The organism is Serratia sp. 2880STDY5682894, assembly GCF_001537385.1.
GTDB lineage: Bacteria > Pseudomonadota > Gammaproteobacteria > Enterobacterales > Enterobacteriaceae > Serratia > Serratia nevei.
On the sequence record NZ_FCJA01000002.1, the window covers coordinates 216,827 to 232,606 of the forward strand.

Consider the following 15,780-nt stretch of genomic DNA (forward strand, 5'->3'; position numbering starts at 1 on the left):
AACATGCTTTATCCGAATGAAGAACAGCTGTATGCCGCCATCGCCTGGCAGGATTGCACCGGCGATTTCGAAGACATTCTGTATCACAAGTCCGCCGACGGCATCGCCAAAATCACCATTAACCGGCCGCAGGTGCGCAATGCGTTTCGCCCGCAAACGGTTAAAGAGATGATCGACGCGCTGGCCAACGCCCGTTACGACGACGGCATCGGCGTCATTATTCTGACCGGCGCCGGCGATAAGGCCTTCTGCTCCGGCGGCGATCAGAAAGTGCGCGGCGACTACGGTGGCTATCGCGACGACAGCGGCGTGCATCACCTCAACGTGCTGGACTTCCAGCGCCAGATCCGCACCTGCCCAAAACCGGTGGTGGCGATGGTGGCCGGTTATTCGATCGGCGGCGGCCACGTGCTGCACATGATGTGCGATCTGACCATCGCGGCGGATAACGCCATCTTCGGCCAGACCGGCCCGAAAGTGGGCTCGTTCGACGGCGGCTGGGGTGCGTCTTACATGGCGCGCATCGTCGGCCAGAAGAAGGCGCGCGAAATCTGGTTCCTGTGCCGCCAGTACGATGCCGCTGCCGCGTTGGACATGGGCTTGGTCAATACCGTGGTGCCGCTGGCCGATCTGGAAAAAGAGACGGTGCGCTGGTGCCGAGAAATGCTGCAGAACAGCCCGATGGCGCTGCGCTGCCTGAAGGCGGCGCTGAACGCCGACTGCGACGGCCAGGCCGGTTTGCAGGAGCTGGCGGGCAACGCCACCATGCTGTTCTACATGACCGACGAAGGGCAAGAAGGGCGCAACGCGTTCAACGAGAAGCGTCAGCCGGACTTCAGCAAATTCAAGCGTAACCCGTAATGAGCGGGGTAAACCGCAGCGCGGCGCTTTACCGTTACAGCCTGCCGATGGAGGCGGGCGTGGTGCTGCGCAATCAGCGGTTGAAAACGCGTGACGGATGGGTGGTGCAGCTGCGTCAGGGCGAGCGTGAAGGCTGGGGCGAGATCGCGCCGCTGCCGGAATTCAGCCAGGAAACGTTGGCGCAGGCCGAACAGGCCGCGTTGGACTGGCTGCAGGCCTGGTTGGCGGGCAATGAACCGGATGACAGCACGCTGCCCTCGGTGGCCTTTGGGATTAGCTGCGCGCAGGCCGAGCTGGAGCAGCGCTTGCCGACGCAGGCGGATTTTCGCAAGGCGCCGCTGTGCACCGGCGATCCGGACGAGCTGTTCGAGATATTGAGCGCCTTGCCGGGCGAGAAAGTCGCGAAAGTGAAGGTGGGGCTGTATGAAGCGGTGCGCGACGGCATGATCGTCAACGTGCTGCTGGAGGCGCTGCCGGATCTGCGGCTGCGGCTGGATGCCAACCGCAGCTGGACCCGCGCCAAAGCCGACGGTTTCGCCAAATACGTCAACCCGGCGTGGCGCGATCGCATCGCCTTTTTGGAAGAGCCCTGCAAGACCCGTGATGAATCGCGCGATTTCGCCCGGGCGACCGGCATTGCCATCGCCTGGGATGAGAGCGTGCGTGAGGCGGACTTTGTGGTGCAGGCCGAGCCGGGCGTGGCAGCCATCGTGATCAAGCCGACGCTGGTCGGCAGCCTGGCGCGCTGCCAGGCGCTGGTGGCGCAGGCGCATGCGGCGGGGCTGACGGCGGTGATCAGTTCCAGCATCGAGTCCAGCCTGGGGTTAATCCAGCTGGCGCGCATCGCCCGCTGGCTGACGCCGGACACCGTGCCGGGGCTGGATACGCTGGGGCTGATGCAGGCGCAGGTGCTGCGGCCTTGGCCGGGCAGCGCATTGCCGCTGCTGGATATTTCGGCGCTGGAGTGCCTATGGCGCCGTTAAGCGATTGGCCGTGGCGACACTGGGCGCGCCTTCAGCCGCAGGCGACGGCCCTGCTGCTCGGCGAACAGCCGCTGAGCTGGCTGGCGTTGCAAGGCCAGGTGGATGAGCTGGCGGCGGATTTTCAGCACCAGGGCGTGGAGCCCGGCTGCGGCGTGGCGCTGTGCGGCAAAAACAGCTATCCACTGCTGTTGGCCTACCTGGCGCTGCTGCAATGCGGCGCGCGCCTGTTGCCGCTCAATCCCGCCTTGCCGACGCCGCTGCTGACGCAGCTGTTACCCGAATTAGACATCACCTTTGCCTTCGGCCCGGATCCGTTGCCGACGCTGCCGGCAGAGGTGATTCGATTGACGCCGCCCTCGACCGAGCCGCGCTGGCCGAACCTGCCGAGGTGGGATGTGCGGCGTCTGGCGACGCTGACGCTGACCTCGGGCTCTAGCGGCATGCCGAAAGCGGCCGCACACAGCTACGCCAACCATCTGGCCAGCGCCGACGGGGTGTTGCGGTTGATGGATTTTCAGCGCGAGGATTGCTGGCTGCTGTCACTGCCGCTGTTTCACGTCTCCGGCCAGGGCATCGTCTGGCGCTGGCTGGCGGCGGGTGCGCGGCTGGCAGTGCGCGAAATGCATCCGCTGGCCGAGGCATTAGTGGGCTGCACGCATGCCTCGCTGGTGCCGACACAGCTCTGGCGGCTGCTGGCGCAACCGCTGACGGGCACGACGCTGAAAGAGGTGCTGCTCGGCGGCGCAATGATCCCGGTGGCGCTGACCGAACGGGCGGAGGCGGCGGGGATCCGCTGCTGGTGCGGCTACGGCTTGACCGAACTGGCTTCCACGGTGTGCGCCAAGCGCGCCGATGCGCGGCCGGGCGTTGGCCTGCCGCTCGGCGGCCGCGAGATCAAACTGGTGGACGAAGAAGTCTGGATCCGGGCCGACAGCCTGGCGCTCGGCTACTGGCGTCATGGGCATCTGCAGCCGCTGGCCGATGAACAGGGCTGGTTTGCGACCCGCGATCGCGGCGCGATGGCCGAGGGGGAACTGCGTATTCTCGGCCGGTTGGACAACCTGTTTTTCAGCGGCGGTGAAGGGGTGCAGCCGGAGGATATCGAACGCGTGCTGGCGGCGCATCCGCAGATCACGCAGGCGTTTGTGGTGCCGGTGGCGGACGCCGAGTTCGGCCAGCGGCCGGTGGCGGTGATCGACGGCGAACCGTCGCTGTCGCTGGCGGCGTTGCTCGCCTGGTCGCAGGATAAGCTGGCCAATTTCCAACGCCCGGCGGCGTTGCTCCCGTTGCCTGAGGAGCTGAAAAACGGGGGCATCAAGATTTCGCGCCGCCAGTTGCAGCAGTGGGTGGCACAGCGTCTCTCTCAGGCATAAAAAAGCCGCCCGACAGGGCGGCTGAGCGGATGGCAGCAGGGGGTTATTTCAGCCCCAGCGCCTTGGCGACGCCGGCGCCGTAGTCCGGGTGCACCTTGGTGAATAGCTCGACCTGACGGCGCTGGATGTGTTCCGGCACCTGCGACAGTTCGCCGGCGATGCGGGTGAACATGCGCTGGTGCTCTTCGGCGCTCAGCAGGTTGAACAGCGCGCGCGGCTGGCTGTAGTAATCGTCGTCTTCACGATGATTCCAGTGGTCGGCCGCGCCCTCAATGCTCAGCGGCGGCTCGCTGAAGTCCGGCTGCTCCTGGAACAGGCCGAAGCTGTTCGGTTCGTAGGTGGCGCCGTTGCCGCTGTTGCCGTCCACGCGCATCGCGCCGTCGCGATGGTAGTTGTGGAACGGGCATTTGGCGCCGTTCACCGGGATCTGGTGGTGGTTGACGCCCAGGCGATAACGGTGCGCATCGCCATAGGAGAACAGACGGCCCTGCAGCATTTTATCCGGCGAGAAACTGATGCCCGGCACCACGTTGGCGGGGTTCATCGCTACCTGCTCAACCTCTGAGAAGTAGTTGTCGGGGTTGCGGTTCAGCTCGAAATAGCCGACGTCGATCAGCGGATAGTCGCCGTGCGGCCACACCTTGGTCAGATCGAACGGGTTATATGGCGTCTGCGAGGCTTCGTGTTCCGGCATGATCTGAATTTGCAGCTTCCAGCGCGGGAAGTCGCCGCGTTTGATCGCGTCGAACAGATCGCGCTGTGAGCTTTCGCGATCCTTGGCGATGATCGCTTCCGCTTCTTCATCCATCAGGTTTTCAATGCCTTGCTCGCAGCGGAAGTGGAATTTCACCCAGAAACGTTCGTTGGCGGCATTGATAAAGCTGAAGGTGTGGCTGCCGAAACCGTGCATGTGACGGTAGGATTTCGGAATGCCGCGATCGCTGAAGTCGATGGTCAGCTGGTGCAGCGATTCCGGCAGGTGGGAGAAGAAGTCCCACTTGTAGACGGGGTTGCGCAGGTTGGTATGCGGATCGCGTTTCACCACGTGGTTGAGATCGGGGAACTTCAGCGGATCGCGCAGATAGAACACCGGCGTATCGTTGCCCACCAGATCCCAGTTGCCTTCTTCGGTATAGAACTTCATGGCGAAGCCGCGAATGTCACGCTCGGCGTCGGCGGCGCCACGCTCACCGGCGACGGTGGAGAAGCGGATAAACATGTCGGTCTGTTTGCCGACCTCGGAGAAGATCTTGGCGCGCGTATAGCGGGTGATGTCGTGGGTAACGGTAAAGGTGCCGTAGGCGCCGGATCCTTTGGCGTGCATGCGGCGCTCGGGGATAACCTCACGGTCGAAGTGGGCCAGTTTTTCCAGGAACCACACGTCCTGCAACAGCATTGGGCCGCGTTTGCCTGCGGTGATCACGTTATTGTTATCGACAACCGGGGCGCCGGCTGCGGTGGTCAGTCCTTTCTTGCTCATCACTTGCTCCTTATCGTAGTGCAGTTAAGTAAAGACTCGGGCGGTTTAAGCGTTCATCAGCATAGTCCTTTGGCGGGGCTTCTTCCCCTGACCTTGGTCAAAGCCACTACTAGTTGTAGCCCTATTGGCGCGCGGCGGCAAATAGGTCTCGGTTATCGTTGGCATCGCCTTGACGAATATAGAATCTTGTTTGCAAATATTTACATTTATTTGATTATTGAAGAATTTTTTCGCTTTTATCCCTTAAATACTCATTGCGCTTTGGTATAGACTCGTGACGTTATTATTATGCGTTGATTCGATCATTCGGTACGGATGACAAACCAGAGGGAAAGATGATGAAAAAGACTTGGGTCGCGTGCGCGGCAGGATTGCTGTTTGTGACCGGTGCGGCGAACGCCATCAGCGTGTCGGGCGAAGCCGGGCAGCACTACACCAACCTGGGCGTCGGCATGAGCACCGGCTCTTCAGGCCTGGGCCTGACCGGCAACTGGGCGCGCAGCGACCACGACGGCAACGTCGGCAGCCTGGGGCTGAACTTCGGCGTGCCGCTGGGGCCGTTGACGGCGACCGTGGGTGCCAAAGCGCTGTACCTCAGCCCGAAAGACGGGAAGAGCGGCGGGGCGGTGGCGCTGGGCGGCGGCCTGGAGTGGGAGATTAACCGTTACTTCAGCCTGCACGGCGAAGGGTACTTTGCGCCTGAATCCTTCACCAGCGGCGTGAAAGCCTATAACGAAGCCAGCGGCGGCCTGCGCTGGAAGTTCCGTCCGCTGAGCGTGGACGTGGGCTACCGTTACATGCAAATGGAAGGCAAAGACGGACGGCGTGACAATACGCTGGCCGATGGCCCTTACGTCGGCGTGGGTCTGAGCTTCTGACGCTGCGAAAAAGGGGCCTTCAGGCCCCTTTATCTTTTCTGCCTGGCTTACCCCACCGCCGGCAGCATGCCGCTGGCGATGCCCAGTTGAATCGCGATGACCGTCACCCCGCAGACAAACACCAACGCCAGCGCCGGCGTACCGCCCCAGACGCGATACTGCGCCTGATGTTTTTGGCGCGTTTTCCACACCAGCAGTGAAGGCAACAGCAGCGCCAGCACCGACAGGGCGATGGCGGCGAATCCCAACGCCAGCACGAAGCCGCGCGGGTAGAACAGCGCAAAGGCCAGCGGTGGCAGGAAGGTGATGGCACCGGTTTGCAGGCGGCCACGCACGTTGTCTTGCCGCTTGAACAGGTCGGCCAGGAAATCGAACAGCCCGAGCGCCACGCCGAGGAATGAGGTCGCCAGCGCCAGATCGGCGAACAGATGCACCGCCAGTTCAACGTGCGGTGAAGCCACCGCATCGCGCACCGCCTGCAACAGGCCGTTCAGCCCGGCCTGCTGCGCCAGAATGCCGACGAAGGTGTCGGAGCTGATGCTGCCCAGCGTCGCCAGCTGCCAGAAAATATAGGCGATCAGCGGGATCGCGCTGCCGATGATAAACACCCAACGCAGTTTGCGAATGTTGCCGCCCATGTAGTTGACGATGCTCGGCACGCTGCCGTGGAAGCCGAAGGAGGTGAAAATAACCGGAATGGCCGACAGCGCCAGGCCTTGCTCCAGCGGCAACGTCATCAGATTGGTCTGGTGGATATTCGGCAACATCAGGCCGAGCATCACCACCAGAAACACCACTTTGGCGCTGAACAGGATGCGGTTGAACAAGTCGACCGAGTGGGTGCCGATGCACACCACGCCGCCGGCCACCAGGGTGAACAGCAGCACGCCGAGTGACACCGGGAAGTCCTGCGACGTCCATTGGCTGATGCTGGTGGCGAGCAGTTCGCCGGCGCCGCTGATATAGGCGGCGGTGAGGGCGTACATCAGGAACATCATGCTAAAACTGGTCAGCCACTGGCCGCCGCCGCCGAGATAACGTTTGGCGAGCGTGCCCAGACCGGTATCCGCTTGCTCATGCTGGTAAACCTCCACCAGCAGCAGCGCGGTGTAACACATCAACAGCCACAGCCCGATCAGTAAGGCCAGCGTGACGCCGAAGCCGACGCCGGCTGCCGCCAGCGGCATCGCCAGCATCCCGGCGCCAATGGTGGTGCCCGCCACGATAAAAACACTGCCAAGAGTGCGATTCTTCACGTTTTTTCTCTACCAGCCGAAAGATTTTGAAAATTATAGGTAACGATTTATGAGGATGGCAGGATAGTGGAAGCCCTAATTTGTGTCAAACCGGCGTTACGCATGATGTACAAAAATGTTTACATTGCGGCGGGCTGCATGGCGCATGAGGAACGGGCCCATGGCTGAAATTATCCGCAGGCGGCTAGTGAAAAGTTATTTACGGGCTTCTATAGTGGAATGACCAAAAAATGTGGGAGAGATCAATGTTAAGGGTGGAGATGCTCAGCACCGGCGATGAGGTGCTGCACGGGCAAATTATTGATACCAACGCCGCCTGGCTGGCGGACTACCTGTTCCAGCAGGGGGTGCCGATGAGCGGGCGTGAAACGGTCGGGGACAGCCTCTCTGCGTTGATCGAGATCCTGCAGGAACGAAGCCATATCGCCGATGTGCTGATCGTCAACGGCGGCCTGGGGCCGACCAGCGACGATCTCAGCGCGCTGGCCGCCGCGAAAGCCTGTGGCGTCGAGCTGGTCGAACGGGCCGACTGGCTGGCACGCATGGAAGCCTATTTCGCCGAGCGCGGGCGGCCGATGGCCCCTTCCAACCGCAAGCAGGCGCAGATCCCGGCCAACGCGGAAATGCTGGATAACCCGGTAGGCACCGCCTGTGGGTTTGCGCTGCAGCTGAACAAATGTCAGATGTTCTTCACCCCCGGCGTGCCGTCGGAATTCAAAGTGATGGTCGAACAGCAGATCGTGCCGCGCCTGCGCCAGCGCTTCACCTTGCCAGCGCCGCCGCTGTGCCTGCGCCTGACCACCTTCGGCACCTCCGAGAGCGATCTGGCCGCCGAGCTGGATGGCATGCCGCTGCCGCCGGAAGTGGTGCTGGGCTACCGCTCATCCAGCCCGATTATCGAGCTGAAGCTGACCGGGCCTGAAAGCCGGCGTGCGGAGATGGAGCAGGCCTGGCGGCGCGTGCGCGAGGTGGCGGGGGACAACTGCATCTTTGAAGGCACCGCCGGGTTGCCGGCGACGCTGGCGCAGTGTCTGAATCAGCAAGGGCTGAAGCTGGCGTTGAGCGAGCAGTTCAGCGCCGGGTTGATCAATCTGCAGCTGCAGAGCGAAGGGGCGCCGCTGGCGGGGGGCGAGCTGCTGCCGGCGCACTGCATCGAAACGCTGGAAACGACGCTGGCGCGCGCCCGCTCGCTGGCGGAATTGACCGGTGCGCCGTTGGCGTTGGCGGTCAGCGCCATGCGCGACGAGCAGGTGAGCATTGCGCTGCATACGCCGCGCGGCGGCATTGGCCAGACGGTGCGTTATCGGGCGTTGCGCCACGGCCTGCGGCTGCGGCAGGAGTCGGTGGCGATGCTGGCGCTGGATATGCTGCGCCGCTGGCTGAATGGGGGCCAGGCGTGCGGTAAAAACGCCTGGCTGGAGGTGGTGGAAATTATCGAGTGACGGTCATGATGCTGAGTCGCCGGCGTCACGGTTTTGCTGCAACCGTTCGGACGCCAGGCGTGAAAGGCGTATCGCCGCCGCGCCCCGCGTTTGCAGATCTGCACCATAGTCCTTGAGCGCCTGCGCGGCGCTGCCGGCCTGCGCCAGATGCATCGCCAGGCTGGCGGCGTCCGCCAACGCGGTGTTGGCGCCGAGCCCGCCCGCCGGGCTCATGGCGTGCACGGCGTCGCCGAGAAAGGCGATGCGTTCGCTGTGCCACACCGGCATCGTCTGCGTGACCTGCACCGCCCGCACGCTGAGCGACAGGGGATCCGCCAGCGCTAACGCCGCTTGCAGAGCGGGGGCCCATCCCTGCGAGATATGCCTTACGCGCGCCTGCAGCGCAGCGCTTCCCTCCGCCCGCGCCGGCCCGCCGAGCCGTTCAGCCGTTCCGATACAGGCCCAATAGAGATAGTCGTCTACCGGCGTGAGGGGGCAGTCCGGCGCATAGTCGGCTGCCAGCTGCGCCATGGGCGCCTGAAAGCGCATCGGTTCAATCACCAGCGACAAGCCGTCGGCGAAGACGATCGACACGCCGCGCAGCAATTCGGGGGCCAATTGGGCACAGGTCGCCGCATCGAGCGGCGTTTTGCCGTAGAGGGTGACCGCGCCGCTGTCTTCGGGCCCCGCCTCGGGCAGGCAGCGCCGCCGCACCAGCGAGTTGACGCCGTCGGCGGCGATCAGCACATCGACCCGCACATGCTCGCCGTTGGCGAACTGAAGCTCCAGGCCCTGCGGCGTTTGTGCAAACTCACGCAGGGTATAGCCGAAGCGCACCCGGTCTTGCAGACCGGTGAGCAGGATTTCGCGCAGCGTTTGCCGATGAATGCCGAGATCGCCGCTCGGTTCCTGCGCCTGCCGCGGGCTGGAGGGCAGCCAGTGCTCGGGGCGTCGGGCGTTGAGCGGGGCAAGCTGCGGATCCCATAGATTGCTCTCGCCGCTGTTTTGCGCGCTGCCGGCACAGAGCAACCGGTAATGCGCCGGCGGCAGACAGGCGGCCAGTGCCTGCTGGCCCGTCGGATCGATGCGCAGCCGGTAGCCCTGATCGCGCGCTTGCGGCGTGGTGTCACGTTCAAACACCGTGGCGTGGATGCCGAAGCGATGCAGTCCCTGAGCCAGACACAGGCCGCCGGGCCCGGCGCCGATAATGCCAATGCTGAGTGTTGTCATCATGTTCCCTCGTGAGTCAGTGGCCACAAACGGGAGCGGCCGGAAGCATTTCATTATGTCGGCGCAGGAAAAGGTTGATATAACGGTATCTGGACTAAAAATAGTGATAAGTGGCCAATATGAACGATAATCCTCACTTCGCCGACGCTGACTGCAGCGAATGGCGGGCGGGCCCCTGGCTGATCGCCCTTGGCGGCCGCGACGCGGCAGGCCGGGAGTATCGGTTGGGCACGCGCGAATACGGCTGGCATCAGCATGTACGCGGGCAGCTGTTGTGCGTCGAAAGCGGTTTGCTGCATATACGCACGGCGCACGGCGATTGGGTGCTGCCGCCGCAGCGGGCGGGGTGGATCCCGCCGGCGACGCAGCACCGGGTGCAGGTCTGCGGCGCGCTGAGCGGCTGGAGTTTGCTGCTGGCGCCGGAGGCCTGCAACGATCTGTCGAATGCACCCTGCGTCATCGGTATTAGCCCCGTGTTGCAGGCGCTGGCTCTGCGAGCAGAAGGCTGGGATAAACGCAGCGCGCTCACCCTGGAGCAGGATCGCATGGCGCAGGTGATGCGGGACGAGATACGTCTGGCGCCAACGGAGCCGCTGCATTTGCCGATGTCGTCCCATCCGCGCCTGGCCGGCGTTCTGCAGGCCTTGCTGGCGCAGCCGGGGAGCGAGCGTTCGCTGGAAGCCTGGGCCGAATGGGGGGCGATGTCGCCGCGTACCCTGCGGCGGCTGATGATCGGCGAAACGGGGCTGAGTTTTACCCAGTGGCGCCAGCAGGCTCGGTTGTCATATGCATTGGCGAAGCTGGCCGAAGGTGAAACGGTATTGCAGATCGCGGAAACGCTGGGGTATGCCTCGCCGAGCAATTTTATTGCCATGTTTCGCAAAGCCTTTGGCGATTCTCCGGCGCGTTATTTTTCCGCATCGGCAGGAAAGGGGCGCTAAGCGAAATACTTTGAGGATGGTTATATATCCCTGATTAATCATAATCTTATAGGGGATATTCGCGGCGAGGGAATGCTGTTACTCTTTTGGCGGGTGCTTGAGACTGTTCGTCTTGGGCATTGTGTGACAAGGCGGATAGATGAAAGCCCCAAACTGACTCTCAATCAGAATGGGGCTGCACATACCGCCTAGACACCGGTATGGTAGCCCCTTCACAGCAAGGAGGCAAGCATGCGCTTAAGGCATGTGTTTCATTCGCTAACCGTTGTATGTATTACGGTTTTGTTATTTATCTGGATGATAAGAGACTCGCTGTGCGAGCTGAAAATCTACCAGGAAAATATCACTATCCTGATCAGGTTGGCGTGTGAGGTGAAGCGGTAATCATAGGGCGGGGGCAACCCCGCCTTCTGGTCTCCAGGCGCGGTTTCCGGCACCCGACTTTACATTTCCAGCTCGATGTCCGTCAGCGGCATACAGCAGCAGGGCAGGATCTCGCCGGCATTGATAAACGCCAACGGCTGTTGGCGGTAGGCCACTTCGCCTTTCACCAGCTTCAGGCGGCAGGCGCCGCAATAGCCGGAGCGGCATTGGTACTCCACCTGCACGTCGTGCAGTTCCAGCACGTCGAGCAGGCAGTTTTCACTGTTGGGGCAGGAGAGCTGCGTGCCGGCGGCGCGCAGCGTTACGATTGGCGTCGCCATCGCTTACAGTTCGAAGTCGCTCAGGTCGTCGGCGTTGATCTCCGAGTCGATCTGGCCAACCAGGTAGGAGCTCACTTCAACTTCCTGCGGCGCTACCTGTACGTTGTCGGATACCAACCAGGCGTTGATCCACGGGATCGGGTTGGAGCGGGTTTCGAACGGCAGACCGAGGCCGACCGCCTGCATGCGGATATTGGTGATGTACTCCACATATTGGCACAGGATGTCTTTGTTCAGGCCGATCATCGAACCGTCGCGGAACAGGTATTCCGCCCACTCTTTTTCCTGCTGGGCGGCCAGCACGAACAGATCGTAGCACTGCTGCTGGCATTCTTCGGCAATCTCTGCCATTTCCGGATCGTCGGCGCCGGAACGCATCAGGTTCAGCATGTGCTGGGTGCCGGTCAGGTGCAGCGCTTCGTCGCGGGCGATCAGCTTGATGATTTTGGCGTTGCCTTCCATCAGTTCGCGCTCGGCGAACGCGAAGGAGCAGGCAAAGCTGACGTAGAAGCGGATCGCTTCCAGCGCGTTCACGCTCATCAGGCACAGGTACAGCTGCTTCTTCAGCGCACGCAGATTGACGGTGACGGTTTTACCGTTCACCTGGTGGGTGCCTTCACCCAGCAGGTGATAGTAGCTGGTCATCTCGATCAGATCGTCGTAGTAGCCGGAGATGTCTTTCGCGCGCTTCTTGATCTCTTCGTTGGTGACGATGTCGTCGAACACCAGCGCCGGATCGTTGACGATGTTGCGGATGATGTGAGTGTAGGAACGGGAGTGGATAGTCTCGGAGAACGACCAGGTTTCCACCCAGGTTTCCAGCTCAGGGATCGAGATCAGCGGCAGCAGCGCGACGTTCGGGCTGCGGCCCTGGATGGAATCCAGCAGCGTCTGATACTTCAGGTTGCTGATGAAGATGTGCTTCTCGTGCTCCGGCAGCGCCTGGTAATCGATGCGATCGCGGGAGACGTCAACTTCTTCCGGGCGCCAGAAGAAGGAGAGCTGTTTTTCGATCAGTTTTTCGAAGATTTCATGCTTTTGCTGGTCGAAACGCGCAACGTTTACCGACTGGCCGAAGAACATCGGCTCTTGCAGCTGGTCGTTTTTGGTCTGAGAAAAAGTGGTGTAAGCCATAAGCCTGAATCCATCGTAACGTGGCTAAATGAAGGGGCCGGAAAATTCCGGCCCGCTAGGTCAAACTTTAGATCTTGCAGGCGCCGCTTTCGCAGTCGTCATCGCCGGCCTTGGCAGGCTGCAAATCTTCCTGGGCGTCTTCCGCACCGTCGCGGGTGTTTTGGTAGTACAGCGTTTTCACGCCGAACTTGTAGGTGGTGAGCAGGTCTTTCAACAGCTGCTTCATCGGCACCTTGCCGCCCGGGAAGCGGGTCGGATCGTAGTTGGTGTTGGCCGAAATCGACTGGTCGATGAATTTCTGCATCAGCCCCACCAGCTGCAGATAGCCGTCGTTGCTTGGCATTTCCCACAGCAGCTCGTAGTTGTCTTTCAGACGCTCATACTCCGGCACCACCTGGCGCAGGATGCCGTCTTTCGACGCCTTGATGCTGATGTGGCCGCGCGGCGGCTCGATGCCGTTGGTGGCGTTGGAAATCTGCGAAGAGGTTTCCGACGGCATCAGCGCAGACAGGGTCGAGTTGCGCAGGCCGGTTTCCTGGATCTCTTTACGCAGGGTTTCCCAGTCGTAGTGCAGCGGCTCGTTGCAGACAGCATCCAGGTCTTTCTTGTAAGTGTCGATCGGCAGGATACCCTGCGAATAAGTGGTCTCTTTGAACCACGGGCAAGCGCCTTGTTCCTGAGCCAGACGGTTGGAGGCTTTCAGCAGGTAGTACTGAATGGCTTCGAACGTTTTGTGCGTCAGGTTGTTGGCGCTGCCGTCGGAGTAGCGCACGCCGTTCTTCGCCAGGTAATAGGCGAAGTTGATGACGCCGATGCCCAAGGTGCGGCGGCCCATCGCGCCACGGTGTGCGGCCTTGATCGGATAATCCTGATAATCCAGCAGGGCGTCGAGCGAGCGCACCGCCAGGGTTGCCAATTCTTCCAGGTCGTCCAGGCTGTCGATCGCGCCCAGGTTGAAGGCGGACAGGGTGCACAGCGCAATCTCGCCGTTTTCGTCGTTGACGTCTTCCAGCGGCTTGGTCGGCAGGGCGATTTCCAGGCACAGGTTGGACTGACGCACCGGCGCGATCTGCGGATCGAACGGGCTGTGGGTGTTACAGTGGTCGACGTTCTGGATGTAGATGCGGCCGGTAGAGGCGCGCTCTTGCATCATCAGCGAGAACAGCTCAACCGCTTTCACGCGCTTCTGGCGAATGCTGTCGTCTTTCTCGTACTGGGTATACAGGCGTTCGAATTCGTCCTGATCGGCGAAGAACGCGTCATACAGCCCCGGCACGTCGGACGGGCTGAACAGGGTGATGTCTTCGCCCTTGATCAGACGCTGGTACATCAGGCGGTTCAGCTGCACGCCGTAGTCCATGTGACGCACGCGGTTGCCTTCAACGCCGCGGTTGTTTTTCAACACCAGCAGGCTTTCCACTTCCAGGTGCCACATCGGGTAGAACAGCGTTGCCGCGCCACCGCGCACGCCACCCTGCGAGCAGGATTTAACGGCGGTCTGGAAGTGTTTGTAGAACGGAATACAGCCGGTATGGAAGGCTTCACCGCCACGGATTGGGCTGCCCAGCGCGCGGATGCGGCCGGCGTTGATGCCGATGCCGGCGCGCTGCGAAACGTATTTCACAATGGCGCTGGAGGTGGCGTTGATGGAGTCCAGGCTGTCGCCGCACTCGATCAGTACGCAGGAGCTGAACTGGCGGGTTGGGGTGCGCACGCCGGACATGATCGGCGTAGGCAGCGAAATCTTGAAGGTGGAAATCGCGTCGTAGAAACGTTTGACGTAATCCAGACGAGTTTCACGCGGGTAGTTGGAGAACAGGCAAGCGGACACCAGCATATACAGGAACTGGGCGCTTTCGTAAATCTCGCCGCTGACGCGGTTCTGCACCAGATACTTGCCTTCCAGCTGCTTGACGGCGGCATAGGAGAAGTTCATGTCGCGCCAGTGATCGATAAAGGAATCCATCTGCTCGAACTCTTCAGCGCTGTAGTCTTCCAGCAGATGCTTATCGTATTTGCCCATCTCGACCATGCGAGTGACGTGGGCGTGCAGCTTCGGCGGCTCGAACTGGCCATAAGCTTTTTTGCGCAGGTGGAAGATCGCCAGGCGAGCGGCCAGGTACTGATAGTCCGGCGCATCGCGGGAGATCAGATCGGCTGCGGCTTTGATGATGGTTTCATGAATGTCGGCGGTTTTGATGCCGTCATAAAACTGAATGTGTGAACGCAACTCTACTTGAGAAACCGAGACGTTGTGTAATCCTTCTGCGGCCCAATCGATGACCCGGTGGATTTTGTCGAGATTGATGCGCTCTTTACGGCCATCGCGTTTAGTTACAAGCAGACTTTGGTTCATGTGGTGTTTTACCTGTCCGTATGGTGCCCCTAAGCAGAAGTGTAGTCGCTCTGCTCAGTATGTAAACACTATATATAGGGGTTGTATGTCGATGAGGTAACAAGATAGTGAGAAAAAACGGCGTTTGCAAGTGAACAAAACCGGCCTAATTTGTGGATAACTTGGGGGTGAAATTTAACTTGCGGCGCGAAGCGCGCGCCGTGACTGGCGCGACAAGCTTGTCAATAAGCGCGATCAGATTTTACTGAAAAACTGAAAAAACCGATCGTTTGGCGTTTTATTAAACGTTAGAAAAAAACGGCATATTGATCTGATTTAATATTCTAAAAAACTGTTTACAACGGCTATTTTGATCGAAGTCGCGGAAATTAGGTATTTTTCCGAATGCTCCGCCGGCGCCGCCCCCGGTAATTCAGGGCCGGCGCGGTTTACAACGCTTAGCCTTCGTGCTGGGTGTGCACCATGTAGTTCACGTCAACGTTGCGTCCAAGCTTGAAATGATCGGTGATCGGGTTGTAATGCAGGCCGATCATGTGCTTTTCGCGCAGCGGCGTGCCGTCGACCCAGCCGATCAGTTCGGAAGGGCGAATGAACTTCTTATGATCGTGGGTGCCCTGCGGCACCATCTTCAGCACGTACTCCGCGCCGATCACCGCCATCAGCCAGGCTTTGGTGTTGCGGTTGATGGTGGAGAAGAACACATGGCCGCCCGGTTTCACCAACTGGGCGCAGGCGCGCACCACCGAGGCCGGATCCGGCACGTGCTCCAGCATCTCCATGCAGGTGACGACGTCATAGCGTTGCGGGTTGGCCTGAGCGTGGCTTTCCACCGTCTCCTGCACGTAAGTGACGTTCATGCCGCTTTCCAGCGCGTGCAGCCGCGCGACCTGCAGCGGCTCCGCGCCCATGTCCAAGCCGGTGACCTTGGCGCCTTCGCGCGCCATGCTTTCCGCCAGAATGCCGCCGCCGCAGCCCACGTCGAGCACCTGCTTGTCAAAAATGCCGTCGGCGCGCTGCATGATGTAGTTCAGGCGCAGCGGGTTGATGCGGTGCAGCGGTTTGAACTCGCCTTCCAGATCCCACCAGCGGGAGGCGACGGCCTCGAACTTGGCGATTTCCTGGTGGTCAACGTTTTGCACTCGGCTGGATGATTCTGCGTTCAT

14 protein-coding genes are annotated in these 15,780 nt (G+C 61.1%); 7 read left to right on the forward strand and 7 right to left on the reverse strand.

The window, feature by feature from the left end; all coding sequences use genetic code 11:
• The first annotated feature begins 3 nt into the window (after positions 1 to 3).
• The 3 genes from menB to menE are packed head-to-tail and all read left to right on the forward strand — an operon-like array spanning position 4 to position 3,217.
• Complete coding sequence (gene menB / locus AWX27_RS05840; protein WP_033635308.1) at positions 4 to 861, forward strand: 1,4-dihydroxy-2-naphthoyl-CoA synthase; 858 nt, start codon at positions 4 to 6, stop codon at positions 859 to 861.
• Complete coding sequence (gene menC, locus AWX27_RS05845) at positions 861 to 1,844, forward strand: o-succinylbenzoate synthase (protein ID WP_060420069.1); 984 nt, start codon at positions 861 to 863, stop codon at positions 1,842 to 1,844. The genes menB and menC overlap by 1 nt, the downstream gene beginning before the upstream one ends.
• Positions 1,832 to 3,217, forward strand: a complete 1,386-nt coding sequence (menE, locus tag AWX27_RS05850) for an o-succinylbenzoate--CoA ligase (protein ID WP_060420072.1) — start codon at positions 1,832 to 1,834, stop codon at positions 3,215 to 3,217. Before menC ends, menE begins: the two co-directional genes overlap by 13 nt.
• Before the next feature lie 43 nt (positions 3,218 to 3,260).
• Here menE and katA read toward each other — a convergent pair whose 3' ends face one another.
• Complete coding sequence (gene katA / locus AWX27_RS05855; RefSeq protein WP_060420075.1) at positions 3,261 to 4,697, reverse strand: catalase KatA; 1,437 nt, start codon at positions 4,695 to 4,697, stop codon at positions 3,261 to 3,263.
• Between the two features lie 338 nt (positions 4,698 to 5,035).
• Here katA and AWX27_RS05860 point away from each other — a divergent pair, with 338 nt between their 5' ends.
• A complete protein-coding gene (locus AWX27_RS05860) occupies positions 5,036 to 5,575 on the forward strand; it encodes a YfaZ family outer membrane protein (RefSeq protein ID WP_049200187.1) in 540 nt (179 codons plus the stop codon).
• 47 nt (positions 5,576 to 5,622) lie between these two features.
• Here the strand turns inward: AWX27_RS05860 and tyrP are convergent, their stop codons facing one another.
• Positions 5,623 to 6,831: a tyrosine transporter TyrP gene (tyrP, locus tag AWX27_RS05865; RefSeq protein WP_060420079.1), complete on the reverse strand. Its 1,209-nt coding sequence runs from the start codon at positions 6,829 to 6,831 to the stop codon at positions 5,623 to 5,625.
• Between the two features lie 245 nt (positions 6,832 to 7,076).
• On the opposite strand from tyrP, the gene AWX27_RS05870 reads away from it, so the two are divergent.
• Positions 7,077 to 8,273 (forward strand): nicotinamide mononucleotide deamidase-related protein YfaY, encoded by a 1,197-nt coding sequence (locus tag AWX27_RS05870; RefSeq protein ID WP_060420082.1) that lies wholly within the window; start codon positions 7,077 to 7,079, stop codon positions 8,271 to 8,273.
• Positions 8,274 to 8,276: 3 nt separating this feature from the next.
• Here AWX27_RS05870 and AWX27_RS05875 read toward each other — a convergent pair whose 3' ends face one another.
• Positions 8,277 to 9,485: an FAD-dependent oxidoreductase gene (locus AWX27_RS05875; protein WP_230200950.1), complete on the reverse strand. Its 1,209-nt coding sequence runs from the start codon at positions 9,483 to 9,485 to the stop codon at positions 8,277 to 8,279.
• Between the two features lie 116 nt (positions 9,486 to 9,601).
• Between AWX27_RS05875 and AWX27_RS05880 the strand changes: the two genes are divergently transcribed.
• Positions 9,602 to 10,423, forward strand: a complete 822-nt coding sequence (locus tag AWX27_RS05880) for an AraC family transcriptional regulator (protein ID WP_060420087.1) — start codon at positions 9,602 to 9,604, stop codon at positions 10,421 to 10,423.
• Positions 10,424 to 10,654: 231 nt separating this feature from the next.
• Positions 10,655 to 10,807: a Hok/Gef family protein gene (locus tag AWX27_RS25425; RefSeq protein ID WP_004935921.1), complete on the forward strand. Its 153-nt coding sequence runs from the start codon at positions 10,655 to 10,657 to the stop codon at positions 10,805 to 10,807.
• A gap of 59 nt (positions 10,808 to 10,866) precedes the next feature.
• Here the strand turns inward: AWX27_RS25425 and yfaE are convergent, their stop codons facing one another.
• The 4 genes from yfaE to ubiG all read right to left on the reverse strand — a co-directional run bounded on the left by yfaE (position 10,867) and on the right by ubiG (position 15,780).
• Positions 10,867 to 11,127 (reverse strand): class I ribonucleotide reductase maintenance protein YfaE, encoded by a 261-nt coding sequence (yfaE, locus tag AWX27_RS05890; protein WP_033653779.1) that lies wholly within the window; start codon positions 11,125 to 11,127, stop codon positions 10,867 to 10,869.
• Positions 11,128 to 11,130: 3 nt separating this feature from the next.
• Positions 11,131 to 12,261: a class Ia ribonucleoside-diphosphate reductase subunit beta gene (gene nrdB, locus AWX27_RS05895; RefSeq protein WP_019453694.1), complete on the reverse strand. Its 1,131-nt coding sequence runs from the start codon at positions 12,259 to 12,261 to the stop codon at positions 11,131 to 11,133.
• 67 nt (positions 12,262 to 12,328) lie between these two features.
• On the reverse strand, positions 12,329 to 14,617 hold the full coding sequence (nrdA, locus tag AWX27_RS05900; protein WP_033648028.1) for a class 1a ribonucleoside-diphosphate reductase subunit alpha: 2,289 nt from the start codon (positions 14,615 to 14,617) through the stop codon (positions 12,329 to 12,331).
• A 437-nt stretch (positions 14,618 to 15,054) separates the two neighbouring features.
• Positions 15,055 to 15,780, reverse strand: a complete 726-nt coding sequence (gene ubiG / locus AWX27_RS05905) for a bifunctional 2-polyprenyl-6-hydroxyphenol methylase/3-demethylubiquinol 3-O-methyltransferase UbiG (protein ID WP_047730871.1) — start codon at positions 15,778 to 15,780, stop codon at positions 15,055 to 15,057.